The organism is Microbacterium sp. Cr-K32, from assembly GCF_000708345.1.
Taxonomy (GTDB): domain Bacteria; phylum Actinomycetota; class Actinomycetes; order Actinomycetales; family Microbacteriaceae; genus Microbacterium; species Microbacterium maritypicum_A.
This window is the reverse complement of record NZ_JARD01000012.1, coordinates 273,889-300,451: the sequence shown is the minus strand read 5'-3', so window position 1 is coordinate 300,451 and position 26,563 is coordinate 273,889. Positions and strand designations below refer to the sequence as shown.

The following is a 26,563-nucleotide window of genomic DNA, read 5'->3' as shown; positions in this document are numbered from 1 at the left end:
ACACCATGTCCGAAAACCTGTGGCAAGGATGAGCCCCGAACGTCGGGCGCCCGCCCGCGCGGCATCAGCAGGAGGAGGAAACTCCGGACAGCTCCAGAGCGGTGTCGTGGCCGAGCGCGCGCAGGTCCTCGCGATCGTCGCTCGAATGGCAGAGGATGGCCGCGACGGCTGCTGCCCAGGCGCGAGCGCGCATCCAGGTGGCGTCGTCGTATCTCGATGCCGTCGCGCGCCGGAACACGTGTCGGCCTTCGGTGTCGAAGACGAGCCACCCCGCGGCGAGATCGTAGGCGGGATCGCCCGAGGTCACATCACCGAAATCGATCAGTGCGGAGAGGCGGTCGCCGTCGACGAGGATGTTGCCGGGGTGCAGATCACCGTGGATCCAGGTGCTCTCGGCTGCTGGTGCGGCGTCCAGGCCCGTCTGCCAGAGGGCGTCGAGAGGCTCCGCGAGCGCTGGGGCGAGGTCGGCGAGGCGCGAGCGGATGCTCTCATCGCGAGCACTCAACGGGACGCCGCGCACGGGGTTCCGGGGCGCATCGACGGGCGCGTCATGGTGCAGGGCGACGAGCACCGCGGCGAGGTCTGCCGCCCAGGAGGTGTTGTCGCGACGGGCGCGACCGAGCGCGTGGCTTCCCGGAAGCCACGGCACGATCGACCACGGCCAGGGGAACATCGGCGTGGGTGCGCCGGCGAACACCGGAAGAGGGGTGCGGACGTTCGTGGGGGCGAGGCGGAGGGCGATCGCAGGAAGGGCGCGCTGTTCGTGCCTGATCAGAGGCGCCGCGCGTTCGCGGCGGGGGATGCGCACCGCGAGGTCGGGCCCGAGGCGCCACGTGACGTTGTCCCATCCCTCAGCGACGCGCGTCAGGGGAAGCGCTGCCCATTGTGGCGCGACACCGTGGAGGAGCTCTCGCACCTCACGCTCGGCGAGGGTGAGCTCGGCGGCGGGGGAGTCCGCCATGTTCAGAGATCGAGGGATTCGCCGGGCTCGAGGACGAAGAACTCGCCGCCGCCCTGCTCCGTGGCCCACTGCAGTCGCTGTCGGTGCATGTTCCTGCCGATCACGGACAGCGTCATGTCGTGGGTGCCGAACGCGCGGCGCGGGGCGACAGCGAGCACGTAGTCCATCGCGTCACCGATCTTCAGCCAGGGGGCGCCGAGCGGCGCGGCCAAAGTGCCGACGGCGACGCCCTCGGGAACCGCGTAGGAGTCGCCGGGGTAGTAGAGCTCGTCGTTCACGAGGACCCCGACGTTCTCGACCGTCGGGAGAGAGGCGTGGATGACCTCGTGCGTTCCGCCGAAGAATCGCAGAGTGAATCCGCCGATCTCCACGGTGTCTCCGGGGGAGACCACCGTGATGTCGTATCCCTCGGCCGCGCGGGCGACACCCGCGGGCGCGAAGATCGGCGTTCCGGGCGCTGCGCGGAGGAGGCGGTCGAAGTGATCGGTCGTCCAGTGGTCCGGATGCTCATGGGTGATCACGATTCCCACCAGATCGGTGAGGTCGTTCAGGGGTGCCGTGAACGATCCGGGATCGATCAGAAGGGTCTTCTCGTTCGCATCGAGACGGAGGGCGGCATGTTCGAACTTGGTGACGCGCATGGCATGAGTCAACTCCTTCAGGTCGCCCACGGCAAACGGAATCGGTGCGCCACGCCCGGGATTCGTCTCAGGGCGGCGCCGATTTGGCGCAGTGAGAATCGCCGTGGCATACTTGAACGGTTGTCGCGCGACGGAAACGTTTCGCCAGACGGCCCCATCGTATAGCGGCCTAGTACGCTGCCCTCTCACGGCGGTAACGCGGGTTCGAATCCCGCTGGGGTCACACAACAGAGAAAGCCTCCGGTTCGCCGGGGGCTTTCTTGTTTCCGCCGCCCCGTGCCCGTGCGCTCAGACCGCGGGTTTCAACGACATCGCCCGGAAAGTCCGATTGCTCAAGGGCAGGATCATCAGCGCCATCATCGCGCCGCCGAAAATGGTGAACGGCACCCAGAGCGCGGTCGCGGAGGCGAGTGCGCCGAACCCGGCCATCGCGAGCGGCATGAGGCAATCGTCGCCGAGACGGGTGAGGGACCCCATGCGACCGAGATATGCGGTGTCGACGGTCGCCGAGAACGTCGCACTCAGCAGCACCGATGCGTACCCCGCGGTGGCGCCGATGACGAAGGCAGCGGTACCGACGGTCCATGCCGGCCCGAAGCCGAGCGCCACGATTCCGGCGCCCTGCACGACCAGCGCCCAGAAACCTGCCCGTGCCTCGTGCCGCGGGCGCCACTTCGCCACCGACACAGCCCCGAGTGCGGCGCCGAGGCCGAGCAGCGCCTCGAACAGGCCGACAGCCTGGGCGCCCCACCCCTCGTCATGCGCCCTCAGGGCGAGCCCGATCCCGACGGCGGGTCCGACGGCCAGGTTCAGCCCCGAGAGGGCGATCACGAGCGTGCGGGTCGTGGGGTTCGCGGAGAGATGGGCGAACCCGCGCGCGATGCCGCGCAGAGCGGTCTCCTTCTCCGCACGGGCGAGACGGAAGCGGGGGCGCAGCCAGATGGCGATGAAAGCGACCACCAGCGTGAAGGTCAGGGCGTTCACGGATGCGCTTCCGGCGAGACCGGCGTGCGCGACGACGAATCCACCGATCGCCGCGCCGCCCATGGTGCCGAGCCGAGACGCCGTCTGCGCTGCAGCGCCGTAGCTGGGGAGGTCGGCGGCTCTGACCAGCTGGCGGGCGATCGTGCCCGCCGACGGCTCGTAGAACGCATCGCAGACGCCGAACGCGATCGCGGCGAAGAGCAGCACGGCGACAGAGGGAGGAGTCGTGAGCACCCAGACCGCGACGGCGACCAGGACGCCGACCCGGAGCACGTTGAACACGAGCATGATGCGACGGGCGTCTGCGCGGTCGGCGATCACGCCTCCGAACAGCAGGATCACCGCCCGGGGCACGGTTCCCGCGGCGACGATCAGTCCTGCGACGGCGGGAGAGGCGACCTGCACGGCCGTCCAGGCGAGGGCGATGGTCCAGAGTGCGTCGCCGGCATCCGAGAGCGCCTTCACGCCGATCCACGCGTGCACCAGGCGATCGCGGCGGAAGGCGGGGGGTGCGACGATCTCGACAGGGTCGCTGACGGTCGACATCACGGCGCCGTCGGGAAGGCGTGCGCGAACACGAAGACGGGAGCGCGGTCCTGGCCATCGTCGAGGTCGATGTCGTCCTGCCACTCCCGGATCGTCGTGAGGATCCGCGCGGAGAGGTCCCGCAGTTCCTCGGGTGACGCCCAGGCTGTGGTCTCGGTGTTCGAGCCGTCGTACCCTGCGAAGGCCGGATCGTGGCGACTGCGATGCCAGCGCTGGAGCCGATCGATCTGCATCCGGATGCCCTGTCGCTGGGCCTCTCTGGCGAGCAGGGCATCGGCGGGCGAATCGGCGTAGTCGTCGGTCGACCAGGTGAGGCCCCGACGCGCGACCTTCCACCAGCTGGTGCGTCTGTCGCCCGCAGGATCCGGGGCGCGTTCCACGACGCCGGCGCGCTCGAGCATGCGCAGGTGATGGCTGATGCTGCCGACCTGGCTGTCGAGTGCGCGGGCGATCGCGGTGACCTGCGCCGTGCCGTACAGGAGCAGGTAGTCGTAGATGCGACGGCGCAGCGGGTGATGCACGGCGGTGATCACGGAGATGTCTTCCACGGGAGACGACGCTAATCGCGGTGCACAAGATGCACAAGTGCTCTTGTATAAGCCGGAAAATCAGGAAAAGGCCGGCTCCCGCCACAGGGAGACGGCCTCTTCCTGACACCGGCCGCGTCAGGCTTCGACGATCGTCTCGTCTGATGTCGTCGCGCCGGCGAGGCGTCGGTTCCGTCGTGCGCGGCGGAGGAACCAGACGACGAGCACGACGGCGCCCGCGATCACGAGCCAGGGGAGGAGGAAGCCCAGGGCGATGACCAGCGCGTTCAGCGACACGACGAGCCCGTTCCATCCCGCCGTCAGCCCGTCGACGAAGCCGGCAGGGTCGGCGGTGGTCGGCGTGCTCGCCTTGGTCAGCTGCACCTGCAGCGATGACATGGCGACCTGATCGTCGAGGGCGGCGAGCTGCTGCTCATACGATTCGAGCTGTGCCTGGCGGTCTGTCAGCGCCACCTCGGCTTCGATCAGCTCGGCGACGGTTCCCGACTGCGCCATCAGCTGCGTGAGCCGCTCGACCGACGCTCGGGTGGAGTCGACGCGCGCCTGGAGGTCGATCGCGACCGATGTCACGTCCTGCTTCGACGTCGACGACGAGAGCACGTCGCCGGTGTCATCGAGAGCGGCGATCACGTCGGGCAGATCAGCCGACGGCACCCGGATGTTGATCCAGCCGTACGCCGAATCGGCGGGAACGGGGGCCGGCTCGGAGGAGCCGTCGGCGGCGATCGACTTCCCGATCTCCGTGCTCTCGACGTAGCCGCCGTGCTCCTCCGCCAGGGCGGCGATCGCCGTCGCGGCATCGGGAATGCTCTTCACCTGGACCGTCGCCTGCGCCGTGGCGATGATCTGGCGTCCGGTGTCGGCCTCCGCGGTGCCGGACTCCACCGTGCCGGGGAGAGTTCCGTCCGTGCCGGAGCTGAGTGCGCCGTCGGGCAGCGATTCGGGTGTGATCCCTGTGATCCGCTCGGGGGAGGAGGGAGCGGAATCGGCGACGGAGCCGCCGGAAGTGCTCATACCGTCGGCCGTGACGGAGGTGCCCCCGCCGACGGCGCCGAGGATCGGCGGAGTCACGAGCACACCCACGACGAAAGCCGCAGCGATGCCTGCGCCGGTGAGCCAACGCCGCTGGCGCGTCCGCGATCGCGCTTTCCCGACGTGCGCGGGGGCCCGCTCGGTGGCGATCTCGGCGAAGACCGCGTCTTCGATGCGGGCGATCGTCTCGTCCGAGAGGTCGGGCAGGTCGCCGCTGGGGGTCTTTTCGTTCATGCGTCTCTCGCTTCCGTGACGGCGCCCCGCAACTGCGTGCGCACTCGGGAGAGACGATTCCGAACGACCGCGTGGGTCACCCCGAGCTCTTCGGCAGCCGTCTGATAGGCGTAGCCCTCCGACGCGCACAGGCGGAAGATCTCGCGGTCCAGCTCGCTCAACGTGCCCACCTCCTGCGCGATCCGCGCAGCCAGCTCCGCCGTGATGACCTGTTCCTCGACGCTCACCGTGTCCGGCAACAGGGTCTCATCGACCGCCTCCGCGGTGTGCGCCTGATCCCTCCGACGTTGGCGAACTCGATTCGCTGCCTGGAAGCGACAGATCGTGGCCAACCAGGGCAGGATCGACTCACCTTGGAGCTCCAGACGGGGGAGTTTGCGCCAGGCGACGACGAACGTCTCCTGCGTCACATCCTCCGCGTCGGCCGGCGAGGCGAGGATGCCGTGCGCGATCCAGTACACAGGTCGCACGTGTGTGCGGTACAGCTCGCGGAAGGCGCTCTCGTCGCCCGCCGCGGCCTGCGCCGCCCATCTCTGGTCATCTGTCTGCAGGGGCATCCCGGTTCCGTTCGGTGTCTCTCACAGGGAGAGTGTCGATCGACGCCCCATCGTCTCAGATTCGATGCGGGAGCCGGGGGTCGGGTGGGGCGCGAAGATTCGGGCGTCATCCGCTCCCGCTGATGCCGAGGCTCCGGTAGCATTGCCCGGGCGAGAGGGAGTATCCCGAATCCGCGCGTAACGTCATCACGAGCACCGTCATTGCTGCTCCGGGCGCGCGCCGCACGTCAGTGCGGGGGAGAGACTTTCGACTCATTCCCGACCCCTCCGCGAAAGGTGCAGTGCGCCCTTGGATATTCCCGTCTGGTTCGAGATCACCTCGATGATCGTCCTCACGATCATCCTGATCGGCGACCTGCTCCTCATCCGGCTCCGGCCGCACATCCCGTCGACGAAGGAATCCACACTCTGGGTGGTCTTCTACGTGGGCCTCGCGCTGTTGTTCGCCGTGCTCCTCGGAAACGTCGGGGGCTGGCAGAACGCCGGCGACTTCATCACCGGATGGGCGTTGGAGTACAGCCTCTCCATCGACAATCTGTTCGTCTTCGTGCTGATCATGGCCCAGTTCGCCGTTCCGCGACGGCTGCAGCAGCAGGTCTTGATGATCGGCATCATCATCGCGCTCGTCCTGCGAGGGCTCTTCATCCTCGCCGGCGTCGCGATCGTCGAGAACTTCTCGCCGATCTTCTACATCTTCGGCGCCTTCCTCATCTGGACCGCGATCCGCCAGGCCATGCCGGACGGCGACCACGAGGGCGAGGTGCAGCGTGAGAACTTCATCGTGCGGCTGCTGCGTCGCCGGGTGGACATCAGCGAGACCTACGACGGCTCGAAGATCCGCACCACGGTGGACGGCAAGCGCATGTGGACGCCGATGGTCATCGTCTTCATCACCATCGGCGTGACCGATCTGATCTTCGCGATCGACTCCATCCCCGCGATCTTCGAGATCACCACGAACGGCTTCCTCGTCTTCGCCGCTAACATCTTCGCGCTGATGGGGCTCCGCCAGCTCTACTTCCTGCTCGGCGACCTGCTCGACCGGTTGCGCTACCTGCACTACGGCATCGCCGTCATCCTCGGTTTCATCGGCATCAAGCTGATCCTGCACGCCCTGCACGTCAACGAACTGCCGTTCATCAACGGCGGCGAGCACGTCGAGTGGGTGCCCGACATCAGCAACATGGTCTCGCTCGGCGTGATCCTGGCCTCGATGACCATCGCGACGGTCGCAAGCCTGATCGCGTCGTCCCGTGAGAAGCGCGTGGCGAGGCGATCCACGACCGTGGAGTGACGCCGGCGGCGGCACGCTCGCCAGCGGACGCCTCTCCTCTCATCCGCGTGACCACAGAAGCTCGGCGTCTAGGGTGAGGTCGATGATCTGACGAAGCAGCCCACCCATCGTGGTGGAGTTCAGCAGTGCATATCTGTCGTACTCGCCCAGGGGAGCGATCGCCGCGAGCTGCCAGGCCGCGGCGACCGGCTCGTCCGAGATCTCGGTGTCGGCGTCCCACTGCGCTCCGGGGGCGCGTGCGAGAGTGCGGCGCACGATCGCCTCGGCTTCAGTGCGGAGCGGAGTGAGCTCGTCGTTCCATTCGAGCGCGGACAGCGACGTCACCTCGGCGCGGGGGAAGGGGTCGTCATCGAGCCACTCCTCGACCGTGAAGCGGTCGGTGCCGACGGCTACGGCGAGCAACGCATCCGCACCGGCGGATACGTTCACCAGCCGGGCCATCGTCCCGATAGGACTGCGCCGATCACCCCCGCCGACCTCGTGACCGCGTTCGATGAGAACGACCCCGAATCGAGGGTCCTCCTCATCCAGGAGCCGGCCGATCATCGTGAGGTAGCGCGGCTCGAACACGCGGAGGGGGAGCGGCGTATGCGGGAAATGCACGGAGCCGAGGGGGAACATCGGGATGACGGTCACGGCACCAGTCAACACCGAGAGACGTAAAGTGAACAGATGCGTCGACCTCGCCCCATCGCCCCCGCCGCCGGACAGGAATCCGTCTGGGACTACCCGAGGCCCCCGCGCGTCGAGCCGGTCACGGAGCGCGTCACGATCCGCCTCGGCGGAGACCTGATCGCCGATACCCGTCGTGCGGTGCGCGTGCTGGAGACGAGCCACCCTCCCGTGTATTACCTTCCGATCGCCGACTTCGTCCCCGGTGCACTGGTCGAGGCCGATGGCGCATCGTTCTGCGAGTTCAAGGGCGCGGCCCGCTACTTCGACGTGCGCAACGGCGGCACCGTGCGCCGGGGCGCCGCCTGGAACTATCCGAATCCGACACCGGGATTCGAGGCGCTGACCGATCGGATCGCCGTGTACGCGGCCCCGATGGACGAGTGCACGGTGGGCGACGAGATCGCGACGCCACAGCCGGGTGGGTTCTACGGCGGCTGGGTCACCTCGTCCGTCGTCGGCCCTTTCAAGGGCGATCCCGGTTCCCTGGGCTGGTGACCGCCGATCAGAACGCGCGCAGGTTCGCCTGCAGGCCACCCTCTGCGTATTCGCGTCGGAGGATCCCGCGGCGGCGCAGAACGGGTACGAGCTCATCGAGCGTCCGGTGCAGCGTCACGGGGTGGAAGTCGCCCCACAGCAGCACGCCGTCGTTGCCCCAGTCGCCGAGCTCGTCGATCAGGTCTGCGAACTCCTCAGCGGTGCCGACGAATCCGGTGCGATCCTTGAGGCGACCGGCGCGGGCGAGCGCGCTCAGATGCGCACGCAGCGGGGCGTCCTCCCCGCGGTCGCCGATCAGGCGCTGGATGCTGCCCCGCGAGACATGGGCGCCGAAGATCGAGAGGTCGAGCGGCCGGTCGAGGTCGAGTGACGTCAGGTCGGTCTCGAGATCACTCGACTGCTTGCGGGCGATCTGCACGAGCGCGGCGTCGTCGGGGTGCGTAGAGGCCGCGACGATGCGATCGGCTTCGTCGCTCGACGACGTGATCACGGGCTGGATGGCGAAGAGGATCTTGATGTCGTCCGGACGTCGGCCTTTCGCGACCGCCGCCTCGTGCACCTTGGCGCGGTAGTCGCGCACGGACTTCTCGTGCAGCGGGGCGAGCGCCAGCTGTACGTCGGAGTTCGCGCCGGCGAAGCCGAGTCCTCGACCCGAGCCCCCGGGTGAGACGATCGCGGGTTCCCCCTCGGTGAACGGCACGGCGTTCAGCGGTCCGTCGAACGCGAAGTATTCGCCCCGGTGCGTGACGGCCCGCAACCGCGTGCCATCGGCGAAGACATCGGTCTCGCGGTCGGCGACGAGGGCCCCGTCATCCCAGCTGCGCCAGAGCGAGCGGATGCCGGTGAGCCATTCCTCGGCGCGGTCGTACGCTTCGTCGTGTCCCAGCTGCGTCGCGTCGGAGAAGTGGCGGGCGCTGCCGGTGTCGGTGACGACGTTGAGTCCGAGCCGGTGACCGCTGAGGTGCTGCAAGGTCGCGAACTGCCGCGCCGCCGTGTAGGGGAGGGAGGCGGCGGGATTCACCGTCGGGACCACGCCGAGATGCCTGGTCGCCTGGAAGAGGTACGGCGCGAGGAGGAGCGGATCATGCTTCGGCCCGCCGAAAGCGTGCCGCACCCGCAGGTCGATCGTCGAAGGCGATCCCAGAGATGGTGCGTCCTCGATGATGACCAGATCGAACCCGGCCTGTTCGAGCGTCCGCGCGGCTTCCTGATAGATCTCGGGACGCGTCCAGTCGTAGTCCCAGTCGAGCGACGGATACCCCCAACCCTGCGGGCCGAAGCCACGGGCGAGGAACCAGCCGAAGTGCTGAGGGCGGGTCATGCCACCGTCTCCCGCACACCCTGGAGCACGCGAGACAGGTCGGAGAGAAGATCGTCGACGTCCTCGATGCCGATCGACAGGCGGAGGGTGCCCGGTCCGACGCCGAGGATCTCGCGTTCTTCGTCGGTGCGCTGCGCATGACTCGTTGTCCCCGGATGCAGCACCAGGGAACGGACGTCTCCGATGTGGGTCATGTGGGTGAAGACCTGGACATCCTCGACGAAGCGGCGCGCTGCGGGAAGTCCGCCCCGAAGGGTGAAGGTGAAGATCGAGCCGGAACCGCCGTCGAGGTAGCGCTTCCCGAGCGCGTGGTCGGGGTGGGAGGGGAGTCCGACGTAGTCCACGCTCTCGATGGCCTCGTGCTGCTCCAGCCACCGGGCGATCTGCAGAGCATTGCGGGACTGACGCTCGACCCGGAGTCCGAGCGTCTCCACGCCCTGTCCGATCAGGAAGGCGTTGAGCGGCGAGGGAGAGGCGCCGAAGCGCGGAGCCACCGACTCCCTGGCGTACGCGATGCGGGCACGACCGCCGTGTCGCGCGAAGACACTGGGCGTCTCGCCCCGACCGGGAAGTACGAGGTGGGGGGCGTTGTGGCCCGCCAGCTCGGCGTCGAAGCGTCCGTCGTCGACGAGCACGCCACCGAGCACGGAGCCGTGACCGGCGAGGAACTTCGACGCGGAGTGGACCACGATCGCAGCTCCGTGCTCGAGAGGCCGCAGCAACGCAGGCGTGGCCAGCGTGTTGTCCACGATGAGCGGGATGGCGTGCTCGTCGCCGATGCCGCTGACGGTGCGGATGTCGAGCACGTCGTTGCGCGCGTTGGCGAGCGATTCGGCGAACAGCGCACGGGTGTTCGGGCGTATCGCCGAGCGCCAGGCCTCCGGATCGGCGATGTCGTCGACGAACGTCGTCTCGATGTCGAGCCGCGCAAGGTTGTCGAGGAACAGGCCTCTGGTGCCTTCGTAGATGTGCGTCGACGACACGATGTGATCGCCGGCGCCCGCGACGGTCAGCAGGGCAGTGGCGACCGCCGCCTGGCCGCTGGCGACGAGCACGGCGTCCGCTCCCGATTCGAGGGCGGCCAGTTGCCGTTCCACCGCGCGCACCGTGGGGTTCCCGGTGCGCGTGTATCCGAAGCCTGTCCCTGTGCGGAAATGATCGGCTGCGTGATCGAAGTCGTCGAACTCGAAGCCCGCCGTCAGGTAGATCGGCGTCGCGCGCGACGCCGCAGTCTCGCGGGTTCTCGCCGCATGGACCGCGCGTGTGGCGAAGCGGGCGGAGTCGACGGTCATGCGGTGCCTCTCGGTCGGTCGGGGTGCTCAACAGAGTGTCATGACGGGGAGGAGCATGTCCCAGCGGTGGTAATCTGACGTCATGCGGGCCGTCCTCCTTCTTCTTAGGCGCCGCGACGAGACCTCGTTCTGAGCCCCTCCTCGTCGCGGAGTCCATCGTGGGCCGAACCGCCAGCCACAGGAGACACGCAATGACCACCCCCGCAAACGGTGCCGATTCCGCACGCCGCAGAACTCTCGCAGAGAAGGTCTGGGACGACCATCTCGTCGTGAAGGGTGAGAACGGCGAGCCGGATCTCATCTACATCGACCTGCATCTGGTGCACGAGGTCACCAGCCCGCAAGCCTTCGACGGACTGCGCAGCGAAGACCGCCCGCTGCGCCGTCTCGATCTCACGATCGCCACCGAGGATCACAACACCCCGACGTGGGAGATCGACAAGCCGATCGCCGATCTCACCAGCCGTACGCAGATCGAGACGCTGCGCCGCAACGCGGCCGAGTTCGGGGTGCGTCTGCACTCGCTGGGCGATGCCGAACAGGGCATCGTGCACGTGGTGGGTCCTCAGCTCGGGCTGACGATGCCCGGCATCACGGTGGTGTGCGGCGATTCGCACACGTCGACCCACGGCGCATTCGGCGCGATGGCGTTCGGCATCGGCACGAGCGAGGTCGAGCATGTCATGGCGACCCAGACGCTCCCGCTCAAGCCGTTCAAGACGATGGCGATCAACGTCGAGGGGACGCTCCGCCCCGGTGTCACGGCCAAGGACATCATCCTCGCGGTCATCGCGAAGATCGGCACCGGCGGCGGTCAGGGGTACGTGCTCGAGTACCGCGGCAGCGCCATCCGCGCCCTGTCGATGGAGGGCCGGATGACCATCTGCAACATGTCCATCGAGGCGGGGGCCCGCGCCGGCATGGTCGCTCCCGACGAGACGACGTTCGCATACCTCGAAGGCCGCCCGCATGCGCCGAAGGGACAGGACTGGGAAGAGGCCGTCGCGTACTGGCGCACGCTGCCGACCGACGACGGCGCGACGTTCGACGCCGAGGTGTTCATCGACGCCGACCAGCTCGAGCCCTTCGTGACGTGGGGCACGAACCCCGGTCAGGGCAGCTCGCTCTCGGCCTCGGTGCCCGACCCGGCCGAGATCGACGATCCGAACGAGCGCGCCGCCGCCGAGCGTGCGCTGGAGTACATGGATCTGACTCCGGGGACACCGCTCAAGGAGGTGCCGGTCGACGCGGTCTTCATGGGGTCGTGCACCAACAGCCGTATCGAGGACCTGCGTGCGTTCGCCTCGATCATCGAGGGCAAGAAGAAGGCCGACGGGGTGCGGGTCATGGTCGTCCCCGGATCCGCCAGGGTGCGGCTGGAGGCCGAGGCGGAGGGCCTCGACAAGGTCATCAAGGACTTCGGGGCGGAGTGGCGCTTCGCCGGATGCTCGATGTGCCTCGGGATGAACCCCGATCAGCTGGCTCCGGGGGAGCGCTGTGCGTCCACCTCCAACCGGAACTTCGAGGGCCGGCAGGGCAAGGGAGGGCGCACGCACCTCGTCTCGCCGCTCGTCGCCGCAGCCACCGCGATCCGTGGCACCCTGTCCAGCCCGAGCGACCTCACGGAAGGGTTCTGAATCATGGAGAAGTTCACCACTCACACGGGTATCGCGGCGCCTCTGAAGCGCTCGAACGTCGACACCGATCAGATCATCCCCGCCGTCTTCCTCAAGCGGGTCACGAAGACCGGTTTCGAGGACGCTCTGTTCCACGGATGGCGTCAGGATCCCGATTTCGTTCTCAACCAGGCGCCTTTCCAGGGGGCATCGGTGCTTCTCGCCGGACCCGACTTCGGCACCGGATCCAGCCGCGAGCACGCGGTCTGGGCGCTCCGGGACTTCGGCTTCAAAGTCGTGCTCAGCCCGCGCTTCGCCGACATCTTCCGGGGCAATTCGGGCAAGCAGGGTCTGCTCGCCGCGACGATCTCGGAAGAGGATCTCGAGCGGTTCTGGGCTGAGATCGACCGGAATCCCGGGGTCCAGATGACCGTCGACCTCGAGGCGCGCACCGCGTCCATCGGCGACGTCCAGGCCGACATCGGTATCGACGATTACACTAGATGGCGGCTCCTCGAAGGGCTCGATGACATCGGGCTCACGCTGCGCAACGAAGACAAGATCGCGCAGTTCGAGGCCCGTCGCGAGTCGTGGCGGCCCCGAACCCTTCCCGTTCAGTAAGACGGTGGGGGCGGGGGAGCCAGGGGCAACCCGCCCCCGAAATCCGTGAATGAAGTGAGGCTCCGAATGACGACACCTGTGCGCGACGCTCTTCCGGACGGAGTCCCTGCCCTCACCGGAGACGTCCTCGCCATCCGAGGCGGACGTCCGCTTCGCGGCCGTGTCGATGTCAAGGGCGCGAAGAACCTGGCGACGAAGGCCATGGTCGCCTCGCTCCTGGGCGAGACCGTGAGCACTCTGCGCGACGTGCCGGCGATCAGTGACGTCGCCGTCGTGCGGTCGCTGCTCGAGGTGCACGGCGTTCGCGTATCCGAGGGCGATGAGCCCGGTTCGCTCGTGTTCGACCCGAGCGATGTGGAGTCGGCGCACTTCGAGGAGATCGACGCCCACGCGGGAGCCTCGCGTATCCCGATCCTCTTCTGCGGACCGCTGCTTCACCGTCTCGGTCAGGCGTTCATCCCCGACTTGGGTGGATGCCGCATCGGGGATCGTCCCATCGACTTCCATCTGGACGCTCTGCGTAAGTTCGGCGCGATCGTCGAGAAGCTGCCCAGCGGCATCCGCCTCTCGACGGGGGGAAGCCGTCTGCACGGCGCCAACATCCACCTTCCGTACCCGAGCGTCGGTGCCACGGAGCAGGTGCTGCTCACCGCCGTCCGCGCCGAAGGCGTGACGGAGCTGCGCAACGCGGCCATCGAGCCCGAGATCATGGACCTGATCGCCGTGCTGCAGAAGATGGGCGCCATCATCTCGTACGAGCCGAACCGCGTCATCGTGATCGAGGGCGTCGAGAAGCTCCGCGGATACGACCACAGGTCGATCTTCGACCGCAACGAGGCGGCATCGTGGGCATCCGCGGCGCTGGCCACCGACGGCGAGATCTTCGTCGGCGGCGCCAAGCAGCAGGAGATGCTCACGTTCCTCAACGTCTTCCGCAAGGCGGGCGGCTGGTTCGACATCCAGGAAGACGGCATCCTCTTCCGTCGCGACGGCGACATCAAGCCCGTCGTGATCGAGACCGACGTGCACCCCGGCTTCATGACCGACTGGCAGCAGCCGCTCGTCGTCGCTCTCACGCAGGCACACGGCCGCTCCGTCGTGCACGAGACCGTGTACGAGAATCGGATGGGGTTCACCGATGCCCTGGTCAAGATGGGGGCCGACATCGTCGTGCACCCCCGTGGTCTCCAGGACGGCCCGCGCCGCGTTCCGCGGCGGGACCTGGAGCAGGCGGCAGTCATCACCGGCCCGACGCCTCTGCATGGCGCGGACATCGTGGTTCCCGATCTCCGCGGCGGCTACAGCCATGTGATCGCGGCACTGACGGCCACCGGCGAATCGAAGGTGTCGGGTGTCGACATCCTCAGCCGCGGCTACGAGAAGTTCCTCGCCAAGCTCGACGCGCTCGGCGCCGACTTCGACGTCATCCGGTGACCGCGGTGACGTCCCGATCATCGGAGACGAAGCGTCCGAGCATCTTCTGGCCGCTCGCGGCGCTGATCATCCCGCCGGTCTCTCTGATCGCGAAGATCCGTGTCCGCGGGGCCGAGAAGCTGCCCCAGGAGGGGTCGTACGTCCTGGCGCCGAACCACTACTCCGAGTTCGATCCGCTCATCGTCGCCGTCGCCGTGTGGCGCTCCGGTCGCGCGCCGCGGTTCATGGCGAAGGAGAGCCTCTTCTCGGTCCCGGTGCTGGGCTGGTTCCTGCACCGCACCGGGATGATCCCGGTCGCGCGCACCTCGTCCGCTGCCTCCGCACGGCAGACGATGAAGCAGTCGGAGGAGCTCGTCGAGCACGGCCGCGGCGTGATCGTCTACCCGGAGGGCACGCTCACGCGTGATCCCGACCTGTGGCCGATGCGCGGCAAGTCGGGTGCGGTACGCCTGGCCCTCGCCGATGGCATCCCGCTGATCCCGATGGCCCAGTGGGGCACCCAGGCGATCATGGGGCGCTACCAGAAGGGTCTGAGCCTCTGGCCGCTGCGCAAGCCGGTCCAGGTGCTCATCGGCGATCCGGTCGACGTCTCCGATCTGCGCGAGCGTGCCGGAGAGCCGGCGGCCCTCACCGAGGCCACCAATCGACTCATGAACGCGATCACCGCGCTCCTCGAGGAGCTGCGGGACGAGAAGGCACCGGCGGAGCGGTGGAACCCCGCGAGCCATGGGCAGAAGGAGACCGGGCGCCTTGACTCCTAAGAGAACCGTTGCAGCAGGCCCACGGGCCACCGTCATCGGCTCGGGCAGCTGGGGGACCACCTTCGGCAAGATCCTCGCTGACGGGGGCGCCCAGGTGACGATGTGGGCGCGTCGTGCCGAACTCGCCCAGGAGATCAACGAGGCCAAGCGCAATTCGCGCTACCTGCCAGGGATCAACCTTCCCCGCACGATGGCGGCGACCCACGAGCTCGCGACCGCGCTGGAGGGGGTGGACCAGGTCTATCTCTCCGTACCGAGTCAGTCGCTGCGCGAGAACCTGAAAGCTCTGCGGCCGCTGATCGCGGACAGCGACGCGAAGATCATCAGCCTCATGAAGGGTGTCGAACGCGGCACCGGATTGCGCATGAGCCAGGTGATCCAGCAGGAGCTGCGGTGTGACCCCGATCGCATCGCGGTGGCTTCGGGGCCGAACCTCGCCCTCGAGATCGCCCGGGAGCAGCCGACCGCCGCCGTCATCTCCTCACGCAGCCAGGAGACGGCGGAGATCGTCGCACGCGCGGCCCGCAACAGCTACTTCCGTACCTTCGTGAACACCGATGTGATCGGTACCGAGTTCGGTGGCGTCCTCAAGAACCTGATCGCCGTGGCCATCGGCATCGTGGACGGTGTCGGCTACGGCGAGAACACCAAGGCGTCGATCATCACCCGTGGACTGGTCGAGATGACCGACTTCGCGGTCGCGAACGGCGCGCACCCGGAGACGCTTCAGGGCCTCGCCGGTCTGGGCGACCTCATCGCCACGTGCCAGTCGCCACTGAGCCGCAACAATACCGCCGGGCGACTGCTCGGTCAGGGATACAGCTTCCAGGACGTCGTGAAGCAGATGCAGCAGACAGCCGAGGGACTCGCCTCCGTCGCGCCCATCCTGCAGCTCGCTCGCGAAGCCGAGGTCGACATGCCCATCGTCGAGCAGGTGAAGATGGTGCTCGACGGCAAGATGGATCCGCGAGACATCGCACCCCATCTGACGACGGACGACGACACCCCGCAGGGTGAGAGGACCAACCATGGACAAGCAGACGGTGGTGGTGCTCTTCGGCGGGCGCTCCAGCGAGCATTCGATCAGCTCCGCAACGGCGGGGGGCGTGCTGGGCGCGATTGACCGCGACCGCTACGCCGTGATCCCCGTCGGGATCACCCGTGAAGGAGCGTTCGTCCTCGAGGACGACGATCCGGCGAAGTTCCCGCTCGATGCCGCGCACCTCCCCGAAGTCGTCGACAACGGCACTCGGGTGCTGTGGCCGGAGCCCGGTGGCGACCGCACGTTGCGGGTCGTGCACGCCGATGGCACCGTCGAGGGGCTGGGGGAGATCGACGTCGTCCTGCCCATCCTGCACGGACCCCACGGGGAGGATGGCACGATCCAGGGCTACTTCGACACCCTCGAGGTCCCCTACGCCGGAGGCGGTGTCCTCGATTCCGCTCTGTGCATGGACAAGCACTTCATGAAGATCGCGCTCGAGGCATCCGGCATCGCGGTCGCGCCGTGGGTGACGGTGCGCCGAAAGGACTGGGACCGCAGTGCCGCAGACGTGCGTGCGCGTGCTGCGGAACTCGGCCTCCCGGTGTTCGTGAAGCCCGCCCGTGCGGGCTCGAGCGTCGGAGTGTCCAAGGTCGAGACCGCCGACGAGCTCGACGCGGCTCTGGCGGTGGCGTTCGCCGAAGACGACAAGGTCCTGATCGAAACCGGGGTGAGCGGGCGCGAGATCGAGGTGGCGGTGCTCGAGACCGCTGACGGAGTCAAGGCTTCGCTGCCCGGCGAGATCGTCTTGACGTCGCGGGGCTTCTACGATTTCGAGGGCAAGTACCTGGGCGGTGACGGCGTGGACGTCGTGTGTCCGGCCGAGGTGACGGATGCGGAGTGCGCAGCGATCCAGGAGATCGGCGTCCGCGCGTTCGAGGCTGTCGACGGACGAGGCCTCGCTCGTGTCGACATGTTCCTGACGCCGTCGGGTGAACTCGTGGTCAACGAGCTCAACACGATGCCGGGATTCACCCCGATCTCGATGTTCCCCAAGTGCTGGGTCGCATCGGGCCTGAGCTACGGCGATCTCATCACCGAGCTCATCGAAGCGGGCCTGCGCCGCTGAGATCGGAGTTCCCCGGGGGCGGTCAGCCCGCGGGGAACTCGACGCGGTCCGTGCACTGTCCGGTCGCCGGCTGGAGCCCGGACTGGATGCTCGCCGAGATCTTGTCGACGATCGCCTGGAAGTCGATCTGTTCGCCACGGCGGATCGTCACTTCCACCGCGGGGTCGCGACCGAAGGTGACGAGGCGCTGACGGTCCTCTTCCTGGTCGAGCACGAGCCAGTCGACGCCGCCGAGGGTCGTGCACACCAGGGCCGACGGCGCAGGGGGTTCGACACCGCACCGCAGCACGACTGTGGGGTCGCCCCAGGCACCGGTCGCCTGCGCGTCGGTGAAGACACGATCGAGTCCGCCGACGGACTCCGGCAGCAGCACCGAGACGTTCGCACACGCCGGATTGTTCGCATCGGCTGCAGGCTCGAGGTGCACGGTGGTCGAGCAGCCGGCGAGCACCGCGGTGAGGGTCACTGCCCCGGCGAGGACAGCGAGGCGACGGGAACGGGGCATGCTTCCAGGCTACCTTTGACAGCATGCCCTCCCGACACGAAGCCGACGATCCGCGCCTGGGAGATCTCTCCGAAGGGCGCATCCTGCAGGCGATCCTGACACGGACGCCGACGGGGGCCCACACGCTCATCGGGCCGGGAGACGATGCGGCGGTGATCGCCACGCCGTCGGGTTCCGTGGTCGCGACGACGGACACGCTCGTGCACGGCCCGGACTTCCGGCTCGCATGGTCGAGCGGGTACGACCTCGGCTGGAAGGCCGCAGCGGTGAACCTCGCGGATGTCGCGGCGATGGGGGCGCGCCCGACCGCGCTGCTGGTCGCTCTCGCGGTGCCGCGCGACCTGCGGCTCTCTTTCGTGGAGCGGCTCGCCGACGGCTTCCGCGATGCGTGTGCCGCGCTCGCCCCCGGCTGCGCCGTGGTCGGCGGCGACCTGACGGTGTCGGATGTGCTGACCGTGGCGGTGACGGCGCTGGGCGACCTCGAGGGACGCACTGCCGTGACCAGGAGCGGTGCGCGCCCCGGAGATGTCGTCGCGGTCGCCGGTGAACTCGGTCATGCCGCACGTGGACTCGCGGTGCTGTTCGGTCGATTCCGAGACGGCGACGTGCCGGTGGCTGTCGATGCCGCGAAGCTCGCCGCCGGAGAGCGCGTGGCGGTGACGGCGCAACTGCGGCCCGCGCCCCCGATCGGCCTCGGCGCAGTCGCCGCGACGGCGGGGGCGACGGCGATGATGGACGTGTCCGACGGACTCGCCCTCGATGCGCGACGGATGGCCGCGGCTTCCGGCGTCACGATCGCACTGGAACGAGATCTTCTCGGGGACGATCCTGAGCGCGCGATCGCCGGAGGGGAGGATCACGCCCTGCTCGCCGCATTCCCCGAGGGTGTGCTCCCGCCCGGGTTCCGCGTCATCGGCGCCGTTCGTGCTGCCGGACCGGAAGATCTGCTCTGCGATGACCTTCCCGTCGACCTCAGTGGGTGGGACCCCTATCGGGACTGGGACTCGGTCGCAGGCTGATCGACCGGCTCGTCGTCCTCGTCGGCAGCGGGCTCGGCCCACCAGATGGTGGTGTCGCCGTAGGTCTTCTCCCGGAACTGCGCCAGGTTCGCCGCGCCGAAGTCCGGGGGCGTCGAGCGGCGCGCCCGTTCCACGACGACAACGGCATCCGACGACAGGAGTGGAGCGAGGGCGACGAGATCGGCGGTCATGGCGACGTCATCGAGGTCGTACGGCGGATCGGTGAAGACGAGGTCGAAGGGTCCCGTCGCGCGCTGCAGGAACGCATGCACCGTGCTCTCGTGCACACGACCGAGCGGGAGACTGCCGGCCTTCGCGACCACGCCGGCGTTTCGTCGGACGATGGCGGCGGCCGGGCGTCCGCGCTCCACGAACTCGGCACTCGCGGCTCCGCGGCTGAGCGACTCCAAGCCCAGGGCTCCCGATCCGGCGTAGAGATCGAGGACCCGCGCCCCGGCGATCGCGCTCAGTGATTCCAGCGCGCCGAACAACGACTCGCGCACCCGATCGCTCGTGGGCCGTGTGCCCGAGCCCGGCACCTCGAGTCGGGCCCCTCTGGCGCTGCCTGCGATGATCCTCGTCACCCGTTCACGATACGACAGGCGGGATGTCTGCCGTGTCCGTCGCGTTCCCTAGACTCGGAACATGTCGCTCACGCTCGATTCCTCGTTGGAGGATGCGCTCGGTGCGGCGTCTGCCAAGACGCTCGGTCGCGCCTTCGGCATGAAGAGCGTCGGTGACCTTCTCGCGCACTATCCTCGGCGCTACGCCGATCCGGGCGAGCTGACTCCGATCCGCGACCTCCCCCTCGGCGAGACGGTGACCATCGTCGCGGAGGTGCTGTCGTCCAGCTTCCGTCGCATGCGCAATCGTCCGGGAGCCATGGTCGATGTCGTGATCGGTGACGGCATCGGACGCATGTCGTTGACGTTCTTCGCGAAGAACGTCGGTGCTGCCGAGTGGCGATCGAAGGATCTGGCGGTGGGTCGAAGGGGCGTGTTCTCGGGAAAGGTCGGCGAGTTCAACGGTGTGACGCAGTTCGCGCACCCCGAATACGAGCTGTTCGACGACGAGGACTCGGCCCGACGCAGTGCGGATGCGCGGGCCGCCGTCCCGATCCCGATCTACCCGGCTACCTCGGCGATCCAGACCTGGCAGATCGCTCGACTCATCGGACGCGTGCTGGATGATCTCTCCGACGCGCCGGACCCGTTGACGGCGGAGATCCGGGAACGAGAAGAGCTGCTCACCGCCCGCGAGGCCCTGGAGCTTGTGCACCGTCCCCGTACTCGCAACGACATCGATCCCGCCGTGCGAACCCTGCGCATGCACGAGGCGCTCACCTTGCAGACCGCGCTGCTCCAGCAGCGCGATGCGATCCGTGCCCTCTCCGCCACCTCACGGCCTGCGAGTGCCGGCGGACTGCTCGAACGCTTCGACGCGAGCCTCCCGTACACGCTCACGCCCGATCAGGAGACGGTGGGACACCAGATCGCCGAGGATCTCGTGGGTGCCTGGCCGATGAACCGGCTCGTCCAGGGAGAGGTCGGTTCGGGTAAGACCCTCGTGGCTCTCCGCGCGATGCTGCAGGTCGCCGAGAGCGGCGGGCAGGCGGCGCTGATCGCTCCGACAGAGGTGCTGGCGGGTCAGCACCTGCGTTCCATCGCGAAGATGCTGGGGCCCGATCTCGCGCCCCAGCTGATGCCGACGCTGTTGACCGGTCAGATGCCGGCGGCGGAGCGTCGCAAGGCTGCTCTGCGGGTTGCTTCCGGTCAGGCGCTGATCGTCGTCGGAACACACGCGCTGCTGGGGGAGAAGACCACGTTCGCCGACCTCGGCCTGGTCGTGGTCGACGAGCAGCACCGGTTCGGTGTCGAGCAGCGCGAGGCTCTGCGGGCGAAGGGGTCGAGCCCGCATGCCCTCGTGCTGACCGCGACGCCGATTCCGCGGACGGTCGCGATGACGGTCTTCGGCGACCTCGACACCTCGGTCATCCGCACCATGCCGGCCGGCCGCGCGGGTATCGAGTCGTTCGTGGCGCCGCTCGCTGAGCACCCGGGGTGGTTCAACCGTGTCTGGGAGCGCGCTGCGGAGGAGATCGCTCAGGGACGACAGGTCTTCGCCGTCTGTGCAGCGATCGACACCACCAAGAAGACGACGGAGGCGGGGGAGCAGCCGTCGCTCGCTCCGGAAGGGGCCTCCGGGCCGCGATGGGGCGTCGTACAGCTCGACGAAGCCCTCGCCACCCATCCCACTCTGGGCGGATTGCGCCGCGCCGTTCTGCACGGTCGTATGCCGTCGGACGAGAAGGACGCGGTGATGCAGTCGTTCGCCCGGGGAGACATCGATCTGCTGCTCGCCACCACGGTGATCGAGGTCGGCGTCGACGTGCCCAACGCCTCCACGATGATCGTTCTCGATGCCGATCGTTTCGGCGTCTCGCAGCTGCACCAGCTTCGAGGGCGCGTCGGTCGAGGGGGTGTTCCCGGGCTCTGCCTGCTCGTCACCGAGGCCGAGGCCGGGTCGCTCGCCCGTGACCGCGTCGACGCGGTCGCCGCCACGCTGGACGGGTTCGCCCTGGCGGAGGTCGATCTGGAGCTGCGCGGGGAGGGCGATGTGCTCGGCGCCGCACAGGCGGGTGTGCGCTCTTCTCTGAAACTCCTCCGCGTCGTCAAGGATGCCGGCCTCATCACGCGTGCGCGCGAGGTGGCGGAGGGCATCCTCTCCGTCGATCCGGATCTGGCCGACCACCCGGGCCTGCGCGAGGCGATCGGACGACGTGTGAGCGACGAGGATCGAGCGGCGCTGGCGAAGAACTGAACCGGAACCGGCGTGCCCTAGGCTGGAAACATGAGCAGCCGGATCGCCGTCGTCCCGGGTTCCTTCGATCCGCCGACCCTGGGTCACCTCGATGTGATCCGGCGTGCGGCCGCCCTTTACGACGAACTGCATGTGCTCGTCGTGCACAACCCGGGCAAAGAGGCGATGCTGCCGATCGCGCAGCGGCTCTCCCTGCTGGAGAAGTCGATCGCGGATGACGGCATGCAGGGCAACATCGTGATCGGTTCGTGGAGCATGGGCCTCCTCGTCGACTACGCCCGCGATGTCGATGCCGGGGTGCTGGTGAAGGGTATCCGCTCGCAGATCGATGTCGCGTACGAGTCCCCGATGGCGATCGTCAACAGGCACCTCGCCGGTATCGAGACGGTGTTCCTTCTGCCCGACCCGTCGCACGCGATGGTGTCGAGTTCGCTCGTTCGCCAGGTGGCTTCCCTCGGCGGCGACGTGACCCCGTTCGTTCCCGCAGCGGTGGCAGATTTCCTCGACACCGGTTCCCGCGGTATCTGAGTCCCTTCCCTGAGCGCGCGGTCAGGGCGACCGCTCGCGTCGGCCGGTAGCATGGAACGGTGCGCTCTCGAATGAACGGCCCTTTTGTCCTCCCCGTCCGCGACATCGTCCGGCGCCCGGGAGAGATGCGCGAACACGAGTTCACCGTCGCTCTCTCCGAAGCCTGGGGTGAGGGGATCGTGTCCTACGAGGCGGGATCCGAACTCGATCTCGACGTCCGGCTGGAGTCCGTCCACGAGGGCATCCTCGTGTCGGGAACCGCTGACGCCGAGTACGTCGGTGTGTGCGGAAGATGCCTCATCGACATCACTCGGCCCGTCGAAGTCGAGTTCCAGGAGCTTTTCGCGTATCCTGGTGAGGAAGAAACTGACTTCGAGGTTCAAGACGACCACGTGGATCTTGAAACTCTCGTCAGGGATGCGGCCGTACTGGCACTTCCTTTTCAGCCGGTGTGTCAGCCGGATTGCCCGGGTCTCGACCCGAAAACGGGTGAACGACTGACCGTGAGCACCGGAACGGAGCAGGCCGCTCCCATCGATCCTCGGTGGAGTGCGCTCCAGAACATCACAGACCAAGACGGCACGGAAGAATCTCGTGCCGCCGAGAAAGAAGAGAGCTAGTCATGGCTGGTAACCCCCCGAAGCGCAAGGTATCCCGTTCGAACACCCGCTCGCGCCGCGCGCAGTGGAAGGCGGCGCCCGTCGCCCTCGTCAAGACGATCGAGAACGGCCAGGTCGTCTACAGCCGTCCCCACCAGGCGAAGGTCGTCACCGACTCACAGGGCACGGAGCTCTTCCTGGAGTACAAGGGCCGCAAGGTCGCTGACGTCTGAGTCGCGTACCGTGACGGAGGTCCCCGGGGGGACGAGGCCTCTCCCAGATAAGCTCCGCGTCGATATCGACGCGGAGCTTCTGGAGTTGGCCCTGACCCACCGCTCCTACGCGTACGAACACGGCGGCATCCCGCACAACGAGCGACTGGAGTTCCTCGGAGACTCCGTCCTCGGGCAGGCGGTGACCGTCATGCTCTTCACCACGCACCCCGACCTCGATGAGGGCGAGCTGGCGAAGCGGCGTGCGAGCGTCGTGTCGACGGTCGCTCTCGCCGAGGTCGCTCGAGGGATCGACCTCGGCAGTCATCTGCTGCTCGGTCGCGGCGAAGAGCAGACGGGTGGCCGAGACAAGGACTCGATCCTCGCCGACACGATGGAAGCCGTCATCGGAGCCACCTACCTTTCCGCAGGTCCCGAGGCCGCCACGGAACTCGTGTTGCGTCTGACGAAACCGCTGCTGGCCGACCCGGAACGCTACGGCGCGGCGATGGACCCGAAGACCAGCCTGCAGGAACTCGCGGCCCGCGTCGGTGCGACGCCTCCGCAGTACTCGGTGGAGGCGAGCGGCCCGGATCACGACCGTCGTTTCGTGGCGACCGTCATCGTAGGCGACGTGAGCATGACCGGTGCCGGCAGCAGCAAGAAGACAGCCGAGATGGCCGCGGCTCTCAGTGCCTGGCGCACCCTCAGCGAGCGTGCCTGAGCTTCCCGAGGTCGAGGTGGTCCGGGCGGGCCTCGCCCCGGCCGCGGTCGGATCTCTGATCACCGCGGTGAGCGTGTTCGACGAGCGAGCGCTCACGCGGCACGTCGCCGGCGCCGCCGATTTCGTCGCTCGTCTCGAGGGGCGGACCTTCACCGCAGCCTCTCGCCGGGGGAAGTTCCTCTGGCTTCCGCTCGACGATGAGGATTCCGCGCTCATTGCGCACCTCGGGATGAGCGGACAGGTGCTGTTGCGCGCACCGGACGCCGGTGCCGAGCGGCATGAGCGGGTGCGCATCGGCATCGAGCATCCCGTCCACGGCGAACTCGCGATCGTTTTCGCCGACCAGCGCACCTTCGGGTCGCTCGCGGTCGATGCCCTGGTGGATGACGACGGTTCGTCGATTCCGACGCAGGTCGCGCACATCGCCCGCGATCCGCTGGATCCGGCTTTCGACGATCGTGCGTTGCGCGCCGCGCTGGCACGGCGGGGGAGCGCGATCAAGCGCGTGCTCCTCGACCAGGGCGTCGTGAGCGGGATCGGCAACATCTATGCCGATGAGTCGCTGTGGGCGGCGCGCATCCACCCGGAGACACCGTCCGACCGACTCTCCACACAGGCGGTGCGCCGACTGCTGAACGAGGTGCGGCTCGTACTGGCGAAGGCGCTCGCGGAGGGCGGCACCAGCTTCGATGCGCAGTACGTGAATGTGAACGGCCAGGCCGGGTACTTCGCGCACTCGCTCAATGCCTACGGACAGCAGGGAAAGCCCTGCCCGCGATGTGGCACGCCGATCATCCGGGAGAGCTTCATGAATCGCGGTTCGCACTTCTGCCCGCGGTGCCAGCGGCTGCCGAAGTAAGTCGCGTGCTCGGGCCGGGAGCCTGAACGCTGTGTGCGTCAGGCTCCCGGCCCGTCAGTCGCCGCAGGTGCGGAGTGGCGGTCACGCCGTCTGGAAGGAGCGCTGGAGCAGCGGGCGGGTGGCCCATGTGGTCGCCCACACCACACCGATCCCGACGGTGACCACGAGCGCGATGGTCATCAGAGAGACCGGAGCCGTGATCAGCGCGATACCGACCAGCGGAAACACCAGGAGCGCTGCCACCAGTGCCGACCCGATCGCCGTCACCAGCAGAGGCGACATGATCGCGCGTCGTCGTGCCCGGTCCACGGTGTCGAGCGGCATTCCGAGGTGGTGCAGGCTGCGGTGCAGTTCGCTCTGGTCGAGAACGTCCGAGGCCTGATTGACGCCGACGGACGCCGCGACCATCAGGAAGGAGCCGATGAGCGTGATGATGAGTCCCGTGCGGATGTCGTCGGCGAGCGCGATGTCGGCAGCGGCGGCGTCGGAATCGCTCATCATGCTCATCAGCGCCACTCCGGTGCCGGCGAAGACGGCCATGAAGCTCGCCATGGCGATTCCACCCACCTGGCGCCAGGCTGCCTTGGGCGAGTCCAGCACGATGCGTGCGGCCAGCAGCCGCTCGGCTCGCTCGGCGCGACGCAGCTGACGCGATGCCGCGACCTTGAGCACCCACGGTCCCACGAGATTCAACACACCGAGTGCGGCACCGAACAGTCCCGCGAGGACGACGATGGTCATCACGACTCCGCCCACCGAGGGGAACACCTTGATGAGTGCGAACGCGATGGCGATCGCTCCGGCTGCCAGTACGGCTCGAATCCAGTGCACCTTCGGCACATCGGTGCGCGTACGGACGCCCAGCGGCGAGATGACGACACGACGAAGGCCGATGACGGCGCTGGTGGCTGCGAGCGCGAGCACGGCGACCACGACGATGACGGTCTGCAGCGGAGGGAGGACCACGGCCGCGAACCCGAGCGGCTCCCCGCGGAACGGGATGAGCCCGATGAGCGGACTGATGGCGACATGCGCGATGACGCCGGCGAGGGCGCCGACCGCCGCGACGAGGACGGACTCCGTGACCGTCGCGATCGTCACCCCGCCAGGTGACACACCGAGCAGGCGGAGGGTGGAGAGCCGTTCATCGCGTCGACGCGCGGAGAGACGAGCCGCTGCCCCGCCGAGGGACATCAGCGGCACGACCAGGAGAACGAGAGCGATCGCTGCAAGCCCCTGGTACAAGGGTGCGAACTCATCGGTCCATCCCCAGAAGGACTGTGCGCCCCCGATGACCGTGAGCACCAATGTGGTCACGACCCCGAACGCGACGACGGGCAACGCGAGGACGCTGGCCTGTCCGGGCGCCGGACGCAGGAGGAGCGCCAGCACGTTGCGATTCACGCGGCCACCGCCGAGGAGATGATACGTCCGTCGCGCACGGCGATCGTACGGGAGCAACGGGCGGCCACCTCCGGGTCGTGTGTGACCACGACGAGTGTCCGCCCCTGCCCGGTCGTCGACCACAGCAGGGCGTCCATCACCTCGGAGGAGGTGGTCGAATCGAGCGCACCGGTCGGTTCGTCGGCGAAGACGAGCTCTGCGCCGGTGGCCTGTGCTCGGGCGATCGCGACGCGTTGTGCCTGACCGCCGGAGAGCTCGCCGATGCGGCGTTCCTCCATACCGGCGAGTCCGAGGGCCGCGAGCCAGGATGCTGCGTGCTGTACGGCATCCTGACGACGGACGCCGTTGATCATGGATGCGAGAGCCACGTTCTCGACGGCGGTCAGCTCGGGAATGAGAAGCCCCTGCTGGAAGACGAAGCCGAACCTCTCGCGACGCAGACGCGACCGCGTGGACTCGCCGAGCGCGGTGACCTCGATGGGGGCGCCCTCGGTGGGGCGGAACAGTACGCTGCCGGAATCGGGGGCGGTGATCCCGGCCAGCACGTGGAGGAGCGTGGTCTTTCCCGATCCGGAGGCGCCCATGATCGCGACGGCCTCGCCACGATGGATCGCGAGGTCGACGCCGGCGAGAGCGCGGGTCGTCCCGAAGTTCTTGATGAGGGCGTGGGCTTCGATCACGGGGATGTTCATGGTTCCAGCCTCGCTGAGCGATCATCCGCCGTCGTCGCCCCGGCGGATGACCGCGCGGGCCCGACGTCATCCCGAAGA

The 26,563-nt window shown here is 68.1% G+C and carries 28 protein-coding genes and 1 tRNA gene; 16 read left to right on the top strand and 13 right to left on the bottom strand.

All coding sequences use genetic code 11. The features are described from left to right. Positions 1-64 precede the first annotated feature (64 nt). Together GZ64_RS0105860 and GZ64_RS0105855 are read right to left on the bottom strand one after the other, a co-directional pair. A complete protein-coding gene (locus GZ64_RS0105860) occupies positions 65-961 on the bottom strand; it encodes an aminoglycoside phosphotransferase family protein (protein WP_029265479.1) in 897 nt (298 codons plus the stop codon). Between the two features lie 2 nt (positions 962-963). Continuing rightward, the gene (locus tag GZ64_RS0105855; RefSeq protein WP_029265478.1) at positions 964-1,602 is read right to left on the bottom strand and encodes an MBL fold metallo-hydrolase; all 639 of its coding nucleotides are present in this window, start codon (positions 1,600-1,602) and stop codon (positions 964-966) included. Positions 1,603-1,752: 150 nt separating this feature from the next. Here GZ64_RS0105855 and GZ64_RS0105850 point away from each other — a divergent pair. Continuing rightward, positions 1,753-1,825, top strand: a tRNA-Glu gene (locus GZ64_RS0105850). Positions 1,826-1,890: 65 nt separating this feature from the next. On the opposite strand, the gene GZ64_RS0105845 is transcribed toward GZ64_RS0105850, so the two are convergent. The 4 genes from GZ64_RS0105845 to GZ64_RS0105830 all read right to left on the bottom strand — a co-directional run bounded on the left by GZ64_RS0105845 (position 1,891) and on the right by GZ64_RS0105830 (position 5,503). Further along, positions 1,891-3,132, bottom strand: a complete 1,242-nt coding sequence (locus GZ64_RS0105845; protein ID WP_029265477.1) for an MFS transporter — start codon at positions 3,130-3,132, stop codon at positions 1,891-1,893. Continuing rightward, the gene (locus GZ64_RS0105840) at positions 3,132-3,680 is read right to left on the bottom strand and encodes a helix-turn-helix domain-containing protein (protein WP_029259076.1); all 549 of its coding nucleotides are present in this window, start codon (positions 3,678-3,680) and stop codon (positions 3,132-3,134) included. The genes GZ64_RS0105845 and GZ64_RS0105840 overlap by 1 nt, the downstream gene beginning before the upstream one ends. A gap of 117 nt (positions 3,681-3,797) precedes the next feature. Beyond that, positions 3,798-4,946: a DUF4349 domain-containing protein gene (locus tag GZ64_RS0105835; RefSeq protein WP_029265476.1), complete on the bottom strand. Its 1,149-nt coding sequence runs from the start codon at positions 4,944-4,946 to the stop codon at positions 3,798-3,800. Continuing rightward, the gene (locus GZ64_RS0105830) at positions 4,943-5,503 is read right to left on the bottom strand and encodes an RNA polymerase sigma factor (RefSeq protein WP_029265475.1); all 561 of its coding nucleotides are present in this window, start codon (positions 5,501-5,503) and stop codon (positions 4,943-4,945) included. Before GZ64_RS0105830 ends, GZ64_RS0105835 begins: the two co-directional genes overlap by 4 nt. Before the next feature lie 289 nt (positions 5,504-5,792). Between GZ64_RS0105830 and GZ64_RS0105825 the strand changes: the two genes are divergently transcribed. Beyond that, positions 5,793-6,797: a TerC/Alx family metal homeostasis membrane protein gene (locus tag GZ64_RS0105825; RefSeq protein WP_021200421.1), complete on the top strand. Its 1,005-nt coding sequence runs from the start codon at positions 5,793-5,795 to the stop codon at positions 6,795-6,797. Positions 6,798-6,836: 39 nt separating this feature from the next. Here GZ64_RS0105825 and GZ64_RS0105820 read toward each other — a convergent pair whose 3' ends face one another. Further along, positions 6,837-7,433, bottom strand: a complete 597-nt coding sequence (locus tag GZ64_RS0105820; protein ID WP_136024828.1) for an LON peptidase substrate-binding domain-containing protein — start codon at positions 7,431-7,433, stop codon at positions 6,837-6,839. A 36-nt stretch (positions 7,434-7,469) separates the two neighbouring features. Here GZ64_RS0105820 and GZ64_RS0105815 point away from each other — a divergent pair, with 36 nt between their 5' ends. Continuing rightward, on the top strand, positions 7,470-7,967 hold the full coding sequence (locus GZ64_RS0105815) for a DUF427 domain-containing protein (RefSeq protein ID WP_029259080.1): 498 nt from the start codon (positions 7,470-7,472) through the stop codon (positions 7,965-7,967). Positions 7,968-7,974: 7 nt separating this feature from the next. Here GZ64_RS0105815 and GZ64_RS0105810 read toward each other — a convergent pair whose 3' ends face one another. After that, the gene (locus tag GZ64_RS0105810; protein ID WP_029265472.1) at positions 7,975-9,288 is read right to left on the bottom strand and encodes an LLM class flavin-dependent oxidoreductase; all 1,314 of its coding nucleotides are present in this window, start codon (positions 9,286-9,288) and stop codon (positions 7,975-7,977) included. Next, positions 9,285-10,580 (bottom strand): O-acetylhomoserine aminocarboxypropyltransferase/cysteine synthase family protein, encoded by a 1,296-nt coding sequence (locus GZ64_RS0105805; RefSeq protein ID WP_029265471.1) that lies wholly within the window; start codon positions 10,578-10,580, stop codon positions 9,285-9,287. The genes GZ64_RS0105810 and GZ64_RS0105805 overlap by 4 nt, the downstream gene beginning before the upstream one ends. A gap of 191 nt (positions 10,581-10,771) precedes the next feature. Here GZ64_RS0105805 and leuC point away from each other — a divergent pair, with 191 nt between their 5' ends. From leuC to GZ64_RS0105775, 6 genes are all read left to right on the top strand, one after another. Continuing rightward, a complete protein-coding gene (gene leuC / locus GZ64_RS0105800; RefSeq protein ID WP_021200426.1) occupies positions 10,772-12,217 on the top strand; it encodes a 3-isopropylmalate dehydratase large subunit in 1,446 nt (481 codons plus the stop codon). Between the two features lie 3 nt (positions 12,218-12,220). Continuing rightward, on the top strand, positions 12,221-12,817 hold the full coding sequence (gene leuD, locus GZ64_RS0105795; protein WP_021200427.1) for a 3-isopropylmalate dehydratase small subunit: 597 nt from the start codon (positions 12,221-12,223) through the stop codon (positions 12,815-12,817). 66 nt (positions 12,818-12,883) lie between these two features. After that, on the top strand, positions 12,884-14,251 hold the full coding sequence (murA, locus tag GZ64_RS0105790) for a UDP-N-acetylglucosamine 1-carboxyvinyltransferase (RefSeq protein ID WP_021200428.1): 1,368 nt from the start codon (positions 12,884-12,886) through the stop codon (positions 14,249-14,251). Further along, entirely contained in the window at positions 14,248-15,012 is a 765-nt protein-coding gene (locus GZ64_RS0105785; RefSeq protein ID WP_029259084.1) for a lysophospholipid acyltransferase family protein, read from the top strand. Before murA ends, GZ64_RS0105785 begins: the two co-directional genes overlap by 4 nt. Next, on the top strand, positions 14,978-16,135 hold the full coding sequence (locus GZ64_RS0105780) for an NAD(P)H-dependent glycerol-3-phosphate dehydrogenase (RefSeq protein ID WP_373695366.1): 1,158 nt from the start codon (positions 14,978-14,980) through the stop codon (positions 16,133-16,135). Before GZ64_RS0105785 ends, GZ64_RS0105780 begins: the two co-directional genes overlap by 35 nt. After that, positions 16,041-17,123, top strand: a complete 1,083-nt coding sequence (locus GZ64_RS0105775) for a D-alanine--D-alanine ligase family protein (protein ID WP_036271561.1) — start codon at positions 16,041-16,043, stop codon at positions 17,121-17,123. Before GZ64_RS0105780 ends, GZ64_RS0105775 begins: the two co-directional genes overlap by 95 nt. Before the next feature lie 22 nt (positions 17,124-17,145). On the opposite strand, the gene GZ64_RS0105770 is transcribed toward GZ64_RS0105775, so the two are convergent. Next, positions 17,146-17,628, bottom strand: coding sequence for a DUF3515 domain-containing protein (locus tag GZ64_RS0105770; protein ID WP_021200432.1), 483 nt, complete (start codon positions 17,626-17,628; stop codon positions 17,146-17,148). 23 nt (positions 17,629-17,651) lie between these two features. On the opposite strand from GZ64_RS0105770, the gene thiL reads away from it, so the two are divergent. Then, complete coding sequence (gene thiL / locus GZ64_RS0105765) at positions 17,652-18,647, top strand: thiamine-phosphate kinase (protein WP_029265470.1); 996 nt, start codon at positions 17,652-17,654, stop codon at positions 18,645-18,647. Here the strand turns inward: thiL and rsmD are convergent. After that, positions 18,617-19,231 (bottom strand): 16S rRNA (guanine(966)-N(2))-methyltransferase RsmD, encoded by a 615-nt coding sequence (gene rsmD / locus GZ64_RS0105760; RefSeq protein ID WP_029265469.1) that lies wholly within the window; start codon positions 19,229-19,231, stop codon positions 18,617-18,619. The genes thiL and rsmD overlap by 31 nt on opposite strands. A 61-nt stretch (positions 19,232-19,292) precedes the next feature. Between rsmD and GZ64_RS0105755 the strand changes: the two genes are divergently transcribed. The 6 genes from GZ64_RS0105755 to mutM all read left to right on the top strand — a co-directional run bounded on the left by GZ64_RS0105755 (position 19,293) and on the right by mutM (position 24,389). Then, positions 19,293-21,467, top strand: a complete 2,175-nt coding sequence (locus GZ64_RS0105755) for an ATP-dependent DNA helicase RecG (RefSeq protein ID WP_029265468.1) — start codon at positions 19,293-19,295, stop codon at positions 21,465-21,467. A gap of 30 nt (positions 21,468-21,497) precedes the next feature. Next, the gene (coaD, locus tag GZ64_RS0105750; RefSeq protein ID WP_021200436.1) at positions 21,498-21,995 is read left to right on the top strand and encodes a pantetheine-phosphate adenylyltransferase; all 498 of its coding nucleotides are present in this window, start codon (positions 21,498-21,500) and stop codon (positions 21,993-21,995) included. Positions 21,996-22,066: 71 nt separating this feature from the next. Then, positions 22,067-22,615 (top strand): YceD family protein, encoded by a 549-nt coding sequence (locus tag GZ64_RS0105745; protein ID WP_021200437.1) that lies wholly within the window; start codon positions 22,067-22,069, stop codon positions 22,613-22,615. 2 nt (positions 22,616-22,617) lie between these two features. After that, positions 22,618-22,827 (top strand): 50S ribosomal protein L32, encoded by a 210-nt coding sequence (gene rpmF, locus GZ64_RS0105740; RefSeq protein WP_017830754.1) that lies wholly within the window; start codon positions 22,618-22,620, stop codon positions 22,825-22,827. A 10-nt stretch (positions 22,828-22,837) separates the two neighbouring features. Next, positions 22,838-23,530: a ribonuclease III gene (rnc, locus tag GZ64_RS0105735; RefSeq protein ID WP_029265467.1), complete on the top strand. Its 693-nt coding sequence runs from the start codon at positions 22,838-22,840 to the stop codon at positions 23,528-23,530. Beyond that, complete coding sequence (gene mutM / locus GZ64_RS0105730) at positions 23,523-24,389, top strand: bifunctional DNA-formamidopyrimidine glycosylase/DNA-(apurinic or apyrimidinic site) lyase (RefSeq protein WP_029265466.1); 867 nt, start codon at positions 23,523-23,525, stop codon at positions 24,387-24,389. Before rnc ends, mutM begins: the two co-directional genes overlap by 8 nt. An 81-nt stretch (positions 24,390-24,470) precedes the next feature. Here the strand turns inward: mutM and GZ64_RS0105725 are convergent, their stop codons facing one another. Then, the gene (locus tag GZ64_RS0105725) at positions 24,471-25,793 is read right to left on the bottom strand and encodes an FtsX-like permease family protein (protein WP_029265465.1); all 1,323 of its coding nucleotides are present in this window, start codon (positions 25,791-25,793) and stop codon (positions 24,471-24,473) included. After that, positions 25,790-26,485, bottom strand: a complete 696-nt coding sequence (locus GZ64_RS0105720; protein ID WP_029265464.1) for an ABC transporter ATP-binding protein — start codon at positions 26,483-26,485, stop codon at positions 25,790-25,792. Before GZ64_RS0105720 ends, GZ64_RS0105725 begins: the two co-directional genes overlap by 4 nt. Positions 26,486-26,563 lie beyond the last annotated feature (78 nt).

Bases quoted from the DNA above. Each gene is read 5' to 3' on its own strand.
- GZ64_RS0105860 (WP_029265479.1), bottom strand. From the start codon at position 961: ATGGCGGACTCCCCCGCCGCCGAGCTCACCCTCGCCGAGCGTGAGGTG.
- GZ64_RS0105855 (WP_029265478.1), bottom strand. From the start codon at position 1,602: ATGCGCGTCACCAAGTTCGAACATGCCGCCCTCCGTCTCGATGCGAAC.
- GZ64_RS0105845 (WP_029265477.1), bottom strand. From the start codon at position 3,132: ATGTCGACCGTCAGCGACCCTGTCGAGATCGTCGCACCCCCCGCCTTC.
- GZ64_RS0105835 (WP_029265476.1), bottom strand. From the start codon at position 4,946: ATGAACGAAAAGACCCCCAGCGGCGACCTGCCCGACCTCTCGGACGAG.
- GZ64_RS0105830 (WP_029265475.1), bottom strand. From the start codon at position 5,503: ATGCCCCTGCAGACAGATGACCAGAGATGGGCGGCGCAGGCCGCGGCG.
- GZ64_RS0105815 (WP_029259080.1), top strand. From the start codon at position 7,470: ATGCGTCGACCTCGCCCCATCGCCCCCGCCGCCGGACAGGAATCCGTC.
- GZ64_RS0105810 (WP_029265472.1), bottom strand. From the start codon at position 9,288: ATGACCCGCCCTCAGCACTTCGGCTGGTTCCTCGCCCGTGGCTTCGGC.
- GZ64_RS0105805 (WP_029265471.1), bottom strand. From the start codon at position 10,580: ATGACCGTCGACTCCGCCCGCTTCGCCACACGCGCGGTCCATGCGGCG.
- leuC (WP_021200426.1), top strand. From the start codon at position 10,772: ATGACCACCCCCGCAAACGGTGCCGATTCCGCACGCCGCAGAACTCTC.
- leuD (WP_021200427.1), top strand. From the start codon at position 12,221: ATGGAGAAGTTCACCACTCACACGGGTATCGCGGCGCCTCTGAAGCGC.
- murA (WP_021200428.1), top strand. From the start codon at position 12,884: ATGACGACACCTGTGCGCGACGCTCTTCCGGACGGAGTCCCTGCCCTC.
- GZ64_RS0105780 (WP_373695366.1), top strand. From the start codon at position 14,978: ATGGGCAGAAGGAGACCGGGCGCCTTGACTCCTAAGAGAACCGTTGCA.
- GZ64_RS0105775 (WP_036271561.1), top strand. From the start codon at position 16,041: ATGGACAAGCAGACGGTGGTGGTGCTCTTCGGCGGGCGCTCCAGCGAG.
- GZ64_RS0105770 (WP_021200432.1), bottom strand. From the start codon at position 17,628: ATGCCCCGTTCCCGTCGCCTCGCTGTCCTCGCCGGGGCAGTGACCCTC.
- thiL (WP_029265470.1), top strand. From the start codon at position 17,652: ATGCCCTCCCGACACGAAGCCGACGATCCGCGCCTGGGAGATCTCTCC.
- GZ64_RS0105755 (WP_029265468.1), top strand. From the start codon at position 19,293: ATGTCGCTCACGCTCGATTCCTCGTTGGAGGATGCGCTCGGTGCGGCG.
- coaD (WP_021200436.1), top strand. From the start codon at position 21,498: ATGAGCAGCCGGATCGCCGTCGTCCCGGGTTCCTTCGATCCGCCGACC.
- GZ64_RS0105745 (WP_021200437.1), top strand. From the start codon at position 22,067: ATGAACGGCCCTTTTGTCCTCCCCGTCCGCGACATCGTCCGGCGCCCG.
- rpmF (WP_017830754.1), top strand. From the start codon at position 22,618: ATGGCTGGTAACCCCCCGAAGCGCAAGGTATCCCGTTCGAACACCCGC.
- GZ64_RS0105720 (WP_029265464.1), bottom strand. From the start codon at position 26,485: ATGAACATCCCCGTGATCGAAGCCCACGCCCTCATCAAGAACTTCGGG.